General features: G+C 55.3%; 12 protein-coding genes and 2 pseudogenes. 3 read left to right on the top strand and 11 right to left on the bottom strand.

The features are described from left to right. The 4 genes and pseudogenes from ACT3R7_RS06190 to ACT3R7_RS06175 form a co-directional block, all read right to left on the bottom strand. Positions 1-129, bottom strand: a pseudogene (locus tag ACT3R7_RS06190) (bacteriophage T4 gp5 trimerisation domain-containing protein); the annotation flags it as partial. 156 nt (positions 130-285) lie between these two features. Beyond that, entirely contained in the window at positions 286-765 is a 480-nt protein-coding gene (locus ACT3R7_RS06185) for an SMI1/KNR4 family protein (RefSeq protein ID WP_192539968.1), read from the bottom strand. Positions 766-952: 187 nt separating this feature from the next. Then, positions 953-1,765 (bottom strand): PoNe immunity protein domain-containing protein, encoded by an 813-nt coding sequence (locus tag ACT3R7_RS06180; RefSeq protein ID WP_192538830.1) that lies wholly within the window; start codon positions 1,763-1,765, stop codon positions 953-955. Next, entirely contained in the window at positions 1,762-2,520 is a 759-nt protein-coding gene (locus tag ACT3R7_RS06175; RefSeq protein WP_192538829.1) for a PoNe immunity protein domain-containing protein, read from the bottom strand. Before ACT3R7_RS06175 ends, ACT3R7_RS06180 begins: the two co-directional genes overlap by 4 nt. A gap of 126 nt (positions 2,521-2,646) precedes the next feature. Here ACT3R7_RS06175 and ACT3R7_RS06170 point away from each other — a divergent pair. After that, positions 2,647-3,146: pseudogene (locus tag ACT3R7_RS06170) on the top strand (transposase); the annotation flags it as partial. A gap of 140 nt (positions 3,147-3,286) precedes the next feature. Here the strand turns inward: ACT3R7_RS06170 and ACT3R7_RS06165 are convergent. From ACT3R7_RS06165 to ACT3R7_RS06140, 6 genes are all read right to left on the bottom strand, one after another. After that, positions 3,287-3,730 (bottom strand): SMI1/KNR4 family protein, encoded by a 444-nt coding sequence (locus ACT3R7_RS06165; RefSeq protein WP_192538828.1) that lies wholly within the window; start codon positions 3,728-3,730, stop codon positions 3,287-3,289. A gap of 5 nt (positions 3,731-3,735) precedes the next feature. Next, positions 3,736-5,250 carry an HNH/ENDO VII family nuclease gene (locus ACT3R7_RS06160; RefSeq protein WP_192538827.1) on the bottom strand — a complete coding sequence of 505 codons (1,515 nt, stop codon included), beginning with the start codon at positions 5,248-5,250 and terminating at the stop codon, positions 3,736-3,738. Continuing rightward, on the bottom strand, positions 5,247-6,398 hold the full coding sequence (locus ACT3R7_RS06155; RefSeq protein ID WP_192538826.1) for a DUF2169 family type VI secretion system accessory protein: 1,152 nt from the start codon (positions 6,396-6,398) through the stop codon (positions 5,247-5,249). Before ACT3R7_RS06155 ends, ACT3R7_RS06160 begins: the two co-directional genes overlap by 4 nt. Before the next feature lies 1 nt (position 6,399). Continuing rightward, on the bottom strand, positions 6,400-8,607 hold the full coding sequence (locus tag ACT3R7_RS06150) for a type VI secretion system Vgr family protein (protein WP_192538825.1): 2,208 nt from the start codon (positions 8,605-8,607) through the stop codon (positions 6,400-6,402). A gap of 203 nt (positions 8,608-8,810) precedes the next feature. Then, positions 8,811-9,107, bottom strand: a complete 297-nt coding sequence (locus ACT3R7_RS06145; RefSeq protein WP_192538824.1) for a MarR family transcriptional regulator — start codon at positions 9,105-9,107, stop codon at positions 8,811-8,813. After that, complete coding sequence (locus tag ACT3R7_RS06140; RefSeq protein WP_192538823.1) at positions 9,100-11,424, bottom strand: FdhF/YdeP family oxidoreductase; 2,325 nt, start codon at positions 11,422-11,424, stop codon at positions 9,100-9,102. Before ACT3R7_RS06140 ends, ACT3R7_RS06145 begins: the two co-directional genes overlap by 8 nt. Positions 11,425-11,620: 196 nt before the next feature. Here ACT3R7_RS06140 and djlA point away from each other — a divergent pair, with 196 nt between their 5' ends. Next, positions 11,621-12,382, top strand: coding sequence for a co-chaperone DjlA (gene djlA, locus ACT3R7_RS06135; protein ID WP_192538822.1), 762 nt, complete (start codon positions 11,621-11,623; stop codon positions 12,380-12,382). Between the two features lie 204 nt (positions 12,383-12,586). Beyond that, complete coding sequence (locus ACT3R7_RS06130) at positions 12,587-13,207, top strand: glutathione S-transferase family protein (protein WP_192538821.1); 621 nt, start codon at positions 12,587-12,589, stop codon at positions 13,205-13,207. A gap of 12 nt (positions 13,208-13,219) precedes the next feature. Here the strand turns inward: ACT3R7_RS06130 and trhA are convergent, their stop codons facing one another. Continuing rightward, entirely contained in the window at positions 13,220-13,891 is a 672-nt protein-coding gene (gene trhA, locus ACT3R7_RS06125; RefSeq protein WP_192538820.1) for a PAQR family membrane homeostasis protein TrhA, read from the bottom strand. Between the last annotated feature and the right edge of the window lie 71 nt (positions 13,892-13,962).

The following is a 13,962-nucleotide window of genomic DNA, read 5'->3' as shown; positions in this document are numbered from 1 at the left end:
GGCCTTGTGGCTTTGGGTGCGGATGACCGTGCGGGTCTTGTTGGCCGGCAGTGGGTACGGCGGAATATCCGAGGCGTGATAGGTGCGCCCGGTGATCAGTGGCTGGTCCGGGTCACTCTTCAAAAAACTAAAATATCATGGCCGATACAGGGCTATGCTGCCGTAACCACCTGCTAAGCTCTGGGCCTTATGAGTATAAGAGACCTTCTGTGTTCTTGCTGAACCATTTAAATATTATACTCAATTACAGCATGGTTTTATTTAAAATAAAGATTTCAAGTTAAATTATTCATCATCCTCATAAAGGGCATCTAAAAAACTACTAAAGGTATTAGATACCTTTATGATGCTTTCGGGCAGTATATTGTTACTCGGGTTAAAAGGAGACTTATCTTCGAATTCATGATCTTTGTAAAAGATATGCCCATAAGAGTCATCTCGCAACGACAGTAGAAAAAAGTTACCCCCATGAGTATTTGCAATAAAAACAAGACCTAATGGAAGGTTATGACCAACCTCTTTCATCTTATAGAGAATATCATTTGCTGGCTTTGCATTCAGCCCATAAAACTTTTTCACCTCATCACCTGGCAGATTTAATTTTTCAGCCTCAAAATCAATATAACTTTCTAGCGGCACGCCTCCGTTATATTTTAATAAAAATTTTTTATACGCAACAGGCAATTCATATCCCAGCTCATTCTCAGCTCGTTCCAAATCTTCCGGGCCTAGCCTCTTTCCAGTAGCAGTCATATCACTTAGCATTTTAAACGCCCATTAACGGTAACAAATGCCACTGGAACTCCTGCACGCGATAGACGAGTCGTTGTTTAAACAATGGCCCTACCTGGAGCTTACTCATCAAACCACTCATGAGGCCAGGATAAGCGTCATTATAAAAGTAGATACTGTAATAACTCGGCAGGGCGATACGTTGCAGAGAAAAAGAGCATCAGGCAGAAGTACGAGAGTTCCGATAATACGCAACCAGGTCTGCCGGATAGTTCGGATGATCACGAAAGCTCGTATCATCAATATCATAAAGCGCGACGATCAGAGCGGCTTCGAAGCACCAGTAGCCGACATAAAAATCCGCCAGTTCGTACTCGTCATCCTCGCTGAGATGGTTATCGTACCAGGCGGCTGGAGCGCAGCGTGGATACCAGTCGTCTAGGTAGCGCTGCAGGTATTGCGAACGCAAAGACGGCGCCAACTGGGTGATCTCAAGCAGCGGCGCGTGAATATCGGGATAGCACAGTGAATCCGCAATAGGCCGCTCAAGGGCTGCGAGCCGAGCCGCCAGCTGATCAAACAGCGCATCTTGCCCCGCATTTCCCGTGACCGCCAGCATCCGTTGACGATATTCGTCACTTACGCCCAGGCAAATCGCCAGCGACCACCACCAGAGGTGGTAAAGGTAGGTATCAACGGTGTTGAAGCGAGGGTCGAACTGCTCCAGCGAACGCCGCATGACCTGTTGACGTTCCGGCAGCTTCTCGCCGTACTCGGCCAGTTGCTCGCGTCGCCTCAACACATCATCCAGGTAGGGTTGTAAGCTATCCAGCGCGCTTCCTTGCGAGTAGTGTGCGACCAGGCGATAGAGCGCGCCCTCAAACAGCTGCCAAGCGCTGCGTACCCGGTCGTCCGGCAATCGGTTGACGGGGTCGGTCGGCTCGCCTTGCAAACCCAGGTCCAGTTCGCTGAGAAGCGCGGTGAAATAGGCCGGTGACTTGCGAGTATCGCGCATCGATATTTCAGCACTCATATCGGGTCTCCGTGGATCAAGGCAGCAGGATAGAGCGGGTGGTCGCGGAAGGTACTGTCATCGATGTTGAACAGCTTGACGACCAGCGCGGCCTCGAAGCACCAGTCGCCTGGGTGATTTTTCCATTCTTTCTCACGGATGATAGAGATTCCCCACTTTCTGACGGTATTGGCATAGCCATCAAGAAATTTCTTGATCAATTTACCCTGTTGATCAGTGGGCGCATCCAGTGCCTCATAGAGTGGGGCATAGGGCTTGGGGTAGAGCAGATCTGTGGCCACCGCACGCTCACTATCTCCCAGAGCGATAGCAACTCGGTCAAGCAACGCATCAACTCCGGCGTTATCGATCAGTTCCAGGGCGCGTTTAATATGTGCATCGCCGACTCCCAAACAGACGGCCATGGTTAACCAGCGGCTGTACTCAATATAAGCCCCATCGCTTAAGCGCTCGTACATCAACCTATTCTCTTGCTTTTCCTCAGGTAATGCATCGCTGTAGTAAAGTAGCTTTTCGCGCTGCTCAAGTAAATCCGGTAGGTAGTCTTGGATAATGGTCAAATCATCCCCCCGCGAATAACGGGCGACAAGATATTCCATAATACTCGAAAAAAGCATTGCAGCCCCTATTACCTTCCCCGTCGCCGGAAGAGCATCAGGAGAATCAATTTCGAGCTTGTCTCGAGCGATAGTAGTATCTTTAAAAGCAATATATTTATCGAGATTATCTCTATCCAGGCTCTTCTCACGTAGCATGCGCTTTTCTCCCTAATACTTTAAAAACCCGGGGCATCACCTATTACTCTAGCATTCTCGTCTAGCAATCTTACCCGCGATGAGCCATCGGCTTTGACGCGTATCAAGTATTTATCAACCCTCCCTGCACGCATGGATAGCGTTACGTTGCCAGCCAAAAAAAAGGGGCCGCTACCGGCCCTAGCCCGACAGACCAAGGTTACCCAGGAACCAAGCGGCACTTACTGACAGATCGGCGAGGCGTTCCACTAGTGGTCCTATCATCAGGTGCCAATATGAATGACATGCCACTGAGTGCTTTGCTGGATCATGTTCATCTGGGGTAGGGCCGATGTGAAAGACCACGCAGCCGTCCAGATAAGCTCCACGCTGACAAGGCGTATGATCATCGCCGCTGCCGCCGATCATGCCATATACGAAATATTTAACCTCGTGTCGTGCGCCGAGGCATTGAAGACAGCCAACGATTTGGGCGCCATCGCGGGATAGTCGAACGCACCTTTGCTTGGTTAAGTAAATTTAGGCACCTGGTCACACGGTATGAGCGCCAAGTTGACATCCACTATGCTCTTACGCTTCTTAGCCGCTCGCTTATTTGCTATAATGGATGGCAAGGCAGGTTTTGAAACGTACTCTTATCCTTGAGCAATGGCAAAAAGAGTCCGAAAGGTTTTCTAATGATCCGAACCCTCAATTCGAGGGACCAAACACCTAATTCAGGGGAAAGGTCACTGACAAAGCATTGAACACTCTTAAAGCTATGTAGCTATTCGTCCTCTTCCTCATCTAATAGATAGGAAAAAAATTCTTTGTAACTCCTCCAGGTGTCCGGCTGATTATTAAAACTTAATGAATTAATATTCTTTGCCTCTACTGCATCACACCAGATGACAGCAGGCTGCTCATCAGTGTTTAAAACAATTAAACTCTCAGAGGGTTCAGCTATTACCACATAGCAATCCAGTAAGCCGATAGAATGTCTCAATCTTAATGTTTCCTGAACAATATTTGTGGCCTCACTTATATTTGCTATTTCGTGATGACTGATACCCCCCAGCAGGCCACCGGAATAAAATGTTGATATTTCTTTAAAATCTTCGGGCAGCCTAATACCTAATTTTTCCTCAATCTCAAAGATTGCAAAATCATTACACGGCTCACTCCCGTATATAGCCTCATAACGAGTTCTCAAATTATTTATGTCTGTCATTAAGATTACTCCCTTCTATTTTTTGAGCGCCACTTCCAATATTCGCGCGTATCAACATCGAATTTTCTGCGATCCGGTTGCAGCGTTGGATGTGGTTTACTTCTACCATATTGGCTATGCAGGATATCTTGCCCAGGTTTACCTACACCATGATACCTTGTGCTTGCTTCTACCAATGGCCCTGGAGATTTTTGACCAAGATGGTGAAGCGTCGCAAAATTACCATCAGGTAATTGAGGGGAAAGCCCTTTTGCAGCAGCCTCAGCATTTGTCTTATCAACAAATCGCTTATCACCTGCTGTTCTAATTTGCCCCCAATCAATATCATTTCTTTGGAATACTTCGTAATCGAACTGTGTCCCCTTTGGACGAGATGCACTCCAATCTACTGGTTCATTATTAAAAAACCTTGTATCGCGACTGTGGCTCTCATCACTTTTTAGTCTAGTAGGTGCCTGCTCTACATGCACCCCATGATCAGGGGTTCTAGGCGGCGTCTCCGGTGTACGCCGAGCCACACTCCCCAGCTCGCCCGCCGTCTTGGCCGCTCCCGCGCCTTTGCCGCCTATGAGCTCGAATGTTATCGCTGCTGCGCTCATCTCGATGGCACCGAAGAAGCCGTTGCGCTCCTCGGCTTCCTGCCAGGCTTCCACGCCTGCGTCCCAAATACCGCCCCAAGCATCTCCGGTGCGCTGCAACTCCTCTCCGAGCCGTCCGGCGCGTTCCGCATCGCCGGTGGCCCAGCCGACGGCGCTATCGGCGATGTCCATCAGGCTAGGCCCGGCCAGTGTACTCAGCCCTTCGTAAGTGTCTTTGGTGCTCTGTACGATCCGTCCGCGGGCGGCGTCCGTGGAGGCCTCATCGCGGGTGAAAGGCAGTGATTCCCAGGCCGTCTTGGCCGCCGCTTTGGCACCTTCCCATTTGTCGCGGACGACGCGGCCGCCCTCCTCGCCGGGGTTATAGTCAGGCCCTTCACCGCTCGCTGGCTCGGGCGTACTTTCCACCGTCTTTTGCACGGTGGTGAGATAACCAGCGGCGCCCCCTACTCCAGAGGCATTACAGTTGATCTGGCAGGGGCTGTCATGGCGAGCTATCGGCAAACCGTTGGCTTTGACGTTGTCCTGCCCACCGGTAATCAACACATGCCCGCTGCCCTGCGAAGTGCCGGAAACCACGTGTTGCCCAGCATCGCCCTGTACGCCCTGAAACAGGTCACCGACGCGATAAAGCTCGCGTCCCGCCGCGACCACGTTAGGTGAGTAACGCACCGGATTATCCAGCGTGGCCGTGGAATCGAAGCCCACCACGCTGTTGCCCACGCGGCAAAAATCCGGCTCGCTGCAGGCGGCAAGGTACGTATAATCGGCCAGGCCAACGTGCAGCGTTTGCCCGCTGAGCGGTTCCGTGGGCGGCGGCGGCGGGGGCGCCGACGGCATGTCTTCGTCATCGGGCGGCGGATACCGATCCGCCACCACGGTCAGGGTTTCCAGTCGTTCCGGTTCGTTGAACTCGTCGCTCATGCCCGCCTCCTGGTGCGAAGCGCAGAAGCGGCAACGATCATTCGCCGTACGGGATCATCGGTGGGAAAGAGCGCGCGCCACGTCAGGGTTAGCTCGCGCTCATCGAGATCAATACTGATGGTGTCCAGTGCCAACGTGGTGACGGTGCGCTTGCCGCTAGGCTGCTCGGCCAACGCCTGAATATTGAGGCCAGGCAAGCGGCTCCGGTGGGTATAAAAGCTGCTCGTCCCTTGGCCGGCGGGCATTAATTGGCTCCCGGCCAGGCAATTGGTCAGAATGATCTCTTCATTGCCCTGCACATACTCCGGCATGATGAGGTCGGGATGAGCGCTGTTATAGAAGCGAGAATTGAAGTCCTCCGGCCACAGCGGGTAGCGGTGGGCCAGCCACGTCTCATCGAGTGTGCCTTGATGGTCAAGGCGCGGTTGCCACCAGCGGGCGATGGGCCCGAAGCCGGCCGGTGATGGCCTGTCCAAAGGAGAGGCAATCGGAAAATCAGGATCTTCGAGTTGCGGTGCGGGGAGCTGTGCGATTGCCTCCAGCTCCTGCTTGAGCGGCCTGGCAATCTCTTTAGGCAAGCGCCGGTAATCGGCCCGTGTGGGCAACCAGCCGCAGCCTGCCGGGTTATGTGGATAATAGAGCAAAGAATCCGCGCTGGCGGCCGCATCATGCGCTTCTGCCGGGCTAAAGTGCCCGCCGAAGGCGTAGCGGTAGTCCAGAGGTACTTCATGGACAGGTTCGGGTGGGGTAACCTTCCAGCCACCCATTAGCCGCCACTGAAAATCGCGCGGGCCATATACTCTCAAGTACTTGCTCACTGCCCCAACCTTGACCCCCACCCGCCAGGTGCTGCTGGGCTGGCCCGTGGGCGCGCGCAAAGTGCCGCTGACGTGAATATCCGTTGTTGGCTTGCCGACGATGAGATCGCTGTCGTTGACAACAAAACGCTGTTGACTGCCTTCCGGGCCACCCGCATACGTTTCCTGCCAGCGAATGGGATGCTGGGTAGCGGACAATCCTAACGGCTCTCGATCTCCTCTAAACCGGAAGGTGCCACGTACGGCCAGTACCTGGTATTCCAGACCGCCCGGCCCGAGCTTGCGATACAGCGCATGCGGAAACGGCGTTGGGTTGGTTACATTGGCCATGTCACCACCCTGGAGTATTGCCGTCTTTGACCATGGGGTCGTTCATCGGGTCGCTCTCGGCGCCGTCTTCCTCGCTGCCGGGGGCGGGCTGGGCGGTGCCGGTGTTGAGCAGCACATCATCCGGGCCGTCGATATGCACCTTGGTGCCCGCCTTGACGTGGATCTCGCCCGCGTCGAGGTAGATCGAATTTTCAGTGAGCACCAGCCGGCTGTTGCCCACCTGAAGTGTCAGCTGGTTGCCCGCCTTGAGGGTGATGTTGCGCCCCACGTTCAGCGAATGATTGAGCCCCACTTGCGTGGTCTGGCTCAGCCCCACCAGAGTGTTCATCAGCGCGCCGACGTTGAGGCTGTAGCCCAGGCCTACATTCTCCATGCGCGCCAAGCCGACATTTTGCAGGTACGCCTTGCCGATGGTTTCGGTCTTGTTCTTGCCCACCTTGGTCGACCAGTGCTTGCCGATGCGGTCGGTTTCATTGCCGTCGATGGTCTTGCGCCGGTGCTTGTGCACGGTGTGGGTTTCGTTGCCGTCCACGATATGGGTTTCATGGCGATGAACGAGATGCGTTTCGTCGCGGTCGATGTCCGTGGTGCGGTCCCGGTAGACGTGCAGGGTATTGTCGCGTTTGACCTCTTCGCTACGGTCGTTGAGGGTCAGCAGGTCAAGATCCTTCTGGGCGTGAAGCCAGATCTGCTCCTCATTCGCTTCATCCTCGAAGCGCAGCTCGTTGAAGCCAGCGGCCTTGTGGCTTTGGGTACGAATGACCGTGCGGGTCTTGTTGGCCGGCAGTGGGTACGGCGGAATGTTCGAGGCGTGATAGGTGCGCCCGGTGATCATTGGCTGGTCCGGGTCGCCCTCCAAAAACGACACCAAAATCTCATGCCCGATACGCGGAATGGCCATGCTGCCGTAGCCGCCGCCGGCCCAGCCCTGAGCCACGCGGATCCAGCAGCTGGCGGTTTCGTTCGCCTGGCTGTATCGATCCCAAGGGAACTGCACCTTGACCCGGCCGTGCTCGTCGCAGTAGATTTCTTCGCCTTCAGGGCCCACTACAAAGGCTACCTGGGGGCCATCCACGCGGGGTTTGGGGTTAGGCGTAGGCCGCCAGATCTGGTCCCTCGGCATAATGACCACGTTATTGTGGTAGCGGGTCATCTGCTCGCCCGCCTGGTCCGAGGTCGCGCTGCCACGCGCCATGCCGTCTTCTTCTAGCGCCTGGGGCTGTTCACCATAGTGGACGACGGATACCACCTGCCAATCGCCGTTAAAGCTCTCGACATCGTGGTCGGTCAAAGTAAAGCATCGGCCGGGGGCGAGTTCGGGCAGGTCGCTTTCAGCCTCGGCGGTAGAGGCATCGGCACGCAAAGATTCTAACCGATGGCGGGTGAACGGCTTGCCGGAGGCATCCTTCTTGTAGCGGCCCGGATAATCGTAGTGCTCGTAATCTTCCCGCTGAGCGTGTTCGCCAAGCCCCGGTGCCAGATGCTCATGGCGCTGGGCATAGCCTGGATTTTTAAAGCTGTAATCTTTTAGCGAGGCTGAAGCGGGGCGTACCCGACTAATCTGGCGCAGCTTGCGTATATGCCGCTTGGGTGAAGACCCGCCTGCTCGCGCGTGGTAGGCACGTTCGCCAATATTGGGCAGCATAACCGTGGCATCGGCAAACACTAGCCGATGCGCGCCGCCCTCGGCGTTTTCAAACTCATGAAAATAGAAGCACCCCTCCTCAGCCGCCAAGCGCTCGATAAAGGCCAGGTCTGTTTCTCGATACTGAACCAAAAACTCCCGCGTAGGTGGCGTTCGTGTCGTAGCAAACCCTAAATCAGTAATACCGCGTTCGCTGGCTAAGATATTGATAGCCTGATAAGGATTGGTATCTTGAAAAATACGCGAGTTATGACGCAAAGAAAGCCGCCACAACGCCGGGCGGATTTCCACATGATAGAAGGAGCGGCGGTGCCCGCGGTCTCCGCGGCCAAATTCACTTACAATGCCATGGATGCGGCGTAGCGGCTCGCCATCCTGCCAGATCGTGAGCGTAGCGGCCTGGTCCAGGCAATCGGAAGGTGATAAATCGTGGATGCGGCTGGCGAACTCCACTGAGAGGATAAATGGCTCGGAAAGCGCTTCGCGATGGGTAAATCGCACCACAGCGATGCCATTCGCCCCCGGTAGGGTCAACGTAAATTGCAGCCCTGTCTTATCCGCCATTTTCCCGCTCCTTGGTGCACTACGTGCTAATAAGAAGCGCTTAGAGTAGCGAGCTAGACTGGCAGGGCAAGAGCCCAACGCTTTAAAGCGTCAATGTCCTACAAAAAATTAAGCTATATCTTACAAAATAGTGCCAGACTCACCCTACCAAGTTAGTAATGCCGTGTTGATGCTTCGTCAGGCTAAATCTATATGCTTAACGCTCAAATGCTGGCCAGTAAGCTCACCCGTAACGCCGGGCTGGCGCCGCCTGCGGGCTGGGTACTCACCCAGCCCGCATCTTCAAGCTCCGCGCAAGCGCGGCGGATCAAGGCATGTTCGATATTAAGATGCCTGGCGAGTAGCGCACTGGAAATGCCTTTTTCGGCGGGCGGTGACTCGCGCAGTGCCAGCAACACCAAGGCTGCCAGCGTGTCGAGTTCAGGGTGAGCATCCTGCAGCGCCGCGAGTGCGCGCTGCAGTTCCTGCTGATTCGCCATTTGATCAGATAGATCAAGCAATCCGTGTGCTCGGCTCTAAACGAATGGCAATCGACTTGGACGCTGGGGTATGGCTTTGATCGCCCTTATGATCCAGCGGAATCAGCGGGTTGGTTTCAGGGTAGTAGGCCGCGGCGCAGCCTTCGGGCGTGTCGTAGGCCACGACTTTGAAGCCGTCCACGCGCCGTTCGATACCATCGCCCGACTCACCGATCAAATCCACCCACTGCCCGGCGCTAACGCCTAGCCGGTCGATGTCCTTACGGTTCAGGAAAATCACCTGACGGCCGTTTTCGATACCCCGGTAGCGGTCATTGTAGCCGTATACCGTGGTGTTGTACTGGTCGTGAGAGCGCATGGTTTGTAAGGTGAGCCAGCCGCCTTGGCGGGTCGCCATTTGTTGATGGATGACTTGCTCAGGCAGGGGCGCATCAGAAAACTCGGCCTTGCCGCTCTCGGTAGGAAAGCACAGCTCGAACGCGGGGTTGGTTAGCCAAAATCCCCGCGGCACGCGAACGCGTTCGTTGAAGTTCTCAAAGCCGGGAATGACCGCTTCGATATGCTCGCGAATCACGTCATAGTCTTCGCGCATGGCTGCCCAGTTCACTACCTCGCTGCCCAACAAGCGCTCAGAAATGCCGGTCAAAATGGTGATTTCTGAAGGCAGCGAGGCATCTACCGGGCGATTAATTCCTGCCGAGCTGTGCACCATGCTCATGGAATCTTCTACCGTGATCAACTGAGGCTCACCCGCCTTGTTACGGTCGATTTCGGTACGCCCCAGGCAGGGTAGAATCAACGCATCGCGACCGGTAATCAGATGGCTACGATTCAGCTTGGTGCTGATAAACGCCGTGAGCTGGCACTGCGCCATCGCCGCCTCAGTCACCCGGCTATCAGAAATCGCCCGGGTAAAGTTGCCCGCCAGGCCGATAAATACCTTGCCGGGCTGATGGCGCATGGCGTGCACGGCGGCCACGGAATCCACGCCATGTTCACGCGGCATGGGCTTGTTATAGCGAGCTTCCAAGGCATCCAGCAGTTCATCGGAGGGCTGCTCAAAAATCCCCATGGTGCGGTCACCCTGCACATTGGAGTGGCCGCGTACCGGCGAGGTGCCCGCACCGGGTTTACCTAAATTACCGCACAGCATCAGCAGGTTAACGATCTCACGTACCGTCGGTACCGAGTGCACGTGCTGAGTGATGCCCATGGCCCAGCAGATAATAGTGGCCTTGGAGCGCGCATACAGTTCGGCCGCCTCTTCCATCTGTGCGCGGCTTAAGCCTGATTGAGCCTCCAGCGTTTCCCAGGCGGTTGCTTCCACTAAGGTACGATAAGCATCCAGCTCAATGGTGTGTTCGGCCATGAAAGCGTGATCAAGCACCGCTTCGCCTGCCGCGTCACGCTCAAACAGGGCTTTGGCCATTCCACGCACCGCCGCCATGTCGCCGCCCAGTTTGGGGCAGAAGTAATGGGAACTGATCCTATGGCTGCCGTTATGTAGCATCTCAAGGGGCTTTTGCGGGTCGGCAAACTTCTCAAGCCCGCGTTCGCGCAGGGGGTTGAAGCTGACGATGGTAGCGCCACGCTCAGCCGCTTCGCGCAGCGTGCCCAACATACGCGGATGGTTGGTGCCAGGGTTCTGGCCAAATACGAAGATTGCATCGGCCTTTTCAAAATCTTCCAGCCGTACGCTGCCTTTGCCCGTGCCCAGCGCTTTGGTCAGCGCAACGCCGCTGGCTTCGTGGCACATATTGGAGCAGTCAGGCAGATTGTTGGTGCCATAAAGCCGCGCCAACAGTTGGAAAACATACGCCGATTCGTTGCCCGCCTTGCCCGAGGTATAGAAGATCGCATCATCCGGCGTGGGCAGCGCTTTAAGCTCGGCGGCAACGAGATTCAGCGCCGCATCCCAGGTAATCGGCTCGTAATGATCGGTCTCGGCGTTATAGCGCATCGGCTCGACCAGACGCCCCTGGTCTTCTAGACGGTAGTCATCCCAGGTTTTAAGCTCGCTGACGGTGTGCTTGGCGAAGAAGTCCCGGGTAACACGCTTGGAGGTGGCCTCCCAGGTCACGGCTTTTACCCCGTTCTCGCAAAATTCAAACGAGGAGCCGTGTTCAGGATCGCCCCAGGCACAGCCTGGGCAATCAAACCCATCGGGCTGGTTAAGCTTGAACAGCGAGCGGGCGTTGGTGGCCGGGGAGCGGCTATGCAGCAAATGCTTGCTGACCGCCTTGAGTGCGCCCCAACCGCCTGCCGGGTTGTGATACTCAAAAACCTTGGGATCGTGTACCGTAGAGCTTTTTGGAGCGTCCGGATCTGGCGAGGCCATAGCTTCTCCATAGAAGAGGAAAGGTGAGGGAGCAATTATGGTAAACGATTGCAGTAAACGTTAGCCTGCTTCCTTTTCAACTATAGTAGTACGTTCGGCGAAACACGTCGCCTTGTTTAAACCGCTACTTGAAAGTCTGCATCGCCCTTTGTCCATATCCGGCTGTACACCTGTTCTACTGACGTTAGAGAGAGCCATGCTACTTCTGATTGTGTTTTTTGCCCTGATTGGTCTTGCCATAGGCGGCCCCATTGGTTTGTTAATTGGTGGCGCCTTGGGTTGGTGGTTAGGGCGTCGCCTTGGCCGTCGCCTGATGGAGGCGCGCATGCGTCTTCAAGAAGGCTTTTTAGAATCGATTTTCTCGGTGATGGGCTGCCTTTGCCAGGCCGACGGAAAAGTCACTGACGGCGAGCTCGGCGTTGCCGAAAAGCTGTTTGACCAGATGCACCTTCAAGGCGAGCAGCGGGCCAAGGCACGCGCGGCCTTTGAGCGTGGCCGTGCGGATAACTTCGACCTTGATGCCGAGCTTGCCAGCGTCGGCCGTCTAACCCGCAACCAGCCGGTCATGCGCCAGGTATTTTTACAGGTCCAGCTCTCAGCCATCGCCGCGGACGGCGTACTGCATCCTGAAGAGCATACAATGATCCTGCGAGTAGCACGGGGCATTGGGTGTAGCGAGGCCGAAGTACAGCAAATTGAAGCCATGCTACATGGCGCGGCGGCTAACTCTCAAGGGGCAAGCGAAGAAGCGCTTAAAGATGCCTACCGCGTGCTGGGCGTTTCTGAGGATGCCAGCGACGCCGAAATCAAAAAAGCCTACCGCCGCTTGATGAGCCAAAACCATCCGGACAAACTGGCCGGTAAAGGCTTACCAGAAAGCATGCGCGAGGTGGCCCAGGCGCGCACCAGTGAAATCGGCAACGCCTACGAACGTATCCGTAAAGCGCGCGACAGCTAAGAGTCTCGTAAGCATTGGCCGTTTAACAGGTGCTGCAACGCTTTTATATAGCGCTCTAGCACCAGCTTCAGCGGTGCCGAGTGCGCGGCCCCTCTGCGGGCCGCGTTAATAACCTTGCCTATATCGACATCCTGGCATCGGGCCGCTAGATTGAAGGCGTCTTCTTTTCGCCAGCGACGGCTGGCACCTTGTCAGGAGCACGCCATGATTACGCTGTACAGCTTTCCCCATTCTCGCTCACTGCGCGCCGCCTGGACGCTTGAAGAGTTGGGTATGGACTACGATTGTCGCTATGTCGCGCTAGATAAAGGTGAAGGCCATACTCCGGAGCATCTGGCGCGCCATCCAGATGGCAAAGTGCCGGTGCTGGAAGACGGCGAGCTTACCCTGTTTGAATCCTCGGCCATTTGTCGTTATCTGGCCGAGCAGTATGGCAATGGCAGTTTGCTACCCGCTAACGCCGCCGAGCGAGCCCAAGTTGACCAGTGGCTAAGCTTTATCGTTACCGAAATAGAACAGCCGCTGTGGACCCACGCCAAGCATAAGTTTGCACTGCCTGAAGACAAGCGTGTGCCGACTATCGTGCCGACGGCTACGTGGGAATTTCAGCGTGCACTGAGTGCGTTAGAACGGCGTTTTCAAGGCCAGGAAACCCTGGTGGGCAATACTTTCACGCTGGCGGATATATTTCTCACCCATACGCTTTCCTGGGCGATCAGCATGAAGCACCGCCTGCCAGAGCCGCTTGTGGCCTATCACAAACGCCACACCCAACGCCCGGCCTTGGCAAAAGCGGTGGCGCGTGAGAAGCAAGCGGCCGAGTAAACACTTAACGCTTCAAGTCGAATAAGGCAACACGGCTGCCACTACCGCAAAGTAGTGGCATACGCTGCCCGCCACTACAAACAGGTGCCAAATAGCATGATTATAGGGGATCGCCCGCACGGCGTAGAAAATCACGCCCAGCGTGTAGAACATACCGCCCGCCGCTAACAAGGTAATCCCGGTTACCGAGAGGCTGGCGGTCATTTCTTCGGTTGCCAACACAATCATCCAGCCCATCAGCAGATAAATCACCACTCTCAAGATCGCGAAGCGCTGCGGCCATAGCAATTTGCAGATAATCCCGATCAGCGCGAGCGACCACACGGCGGCAAATAGCGTCCAGCCGGTAGGGCCGCGCATATTCACAAGCAAAAACGGTGTATAAGTACCCGCGATAAGAAGATAGATCGCGCAGTGATCCAGTAGCTGGAAGCGCTGCTTCCAGAGTCGATGCGCAACACCGTGATAAAGGGTAGAAGCGGTATACAGCAACACCAGCGTTATGCCGTACAAGCCAAGGCTCACCAGCTTCCACGGGTCTACGTGGGCAGCAATACTCGCCATCACCAGCAGCACCATGACCCCAATTAAGCTCAGTAACGCGCCTACCCCGTGGCTAATGCTGTGCAGGCGCTCTTCTAAAGCGCTGAATTCTTCAGGTTCAACATCGTGTGCGTTGTTCATGCCCTGCTCCATTTTAAGAGCTGCCGTCATTGAGCGGTGAGAGCCAATCACCAGACATCACTCTACCTCTC

The sequence above is a fragment of the Halomonas sp. AOP43-A1-21 genome (assembly GCF_052376775.1).
Lineage (GTDB): Bacteria > Pseudomonadota > Gammaproteobacteria > Pseudomonadales > Halomonadaceae > Vreelandella > Vreelandella colorata.
This window is presented reverse-complemented; position numbering and strand designations above follow the sequence as displayed.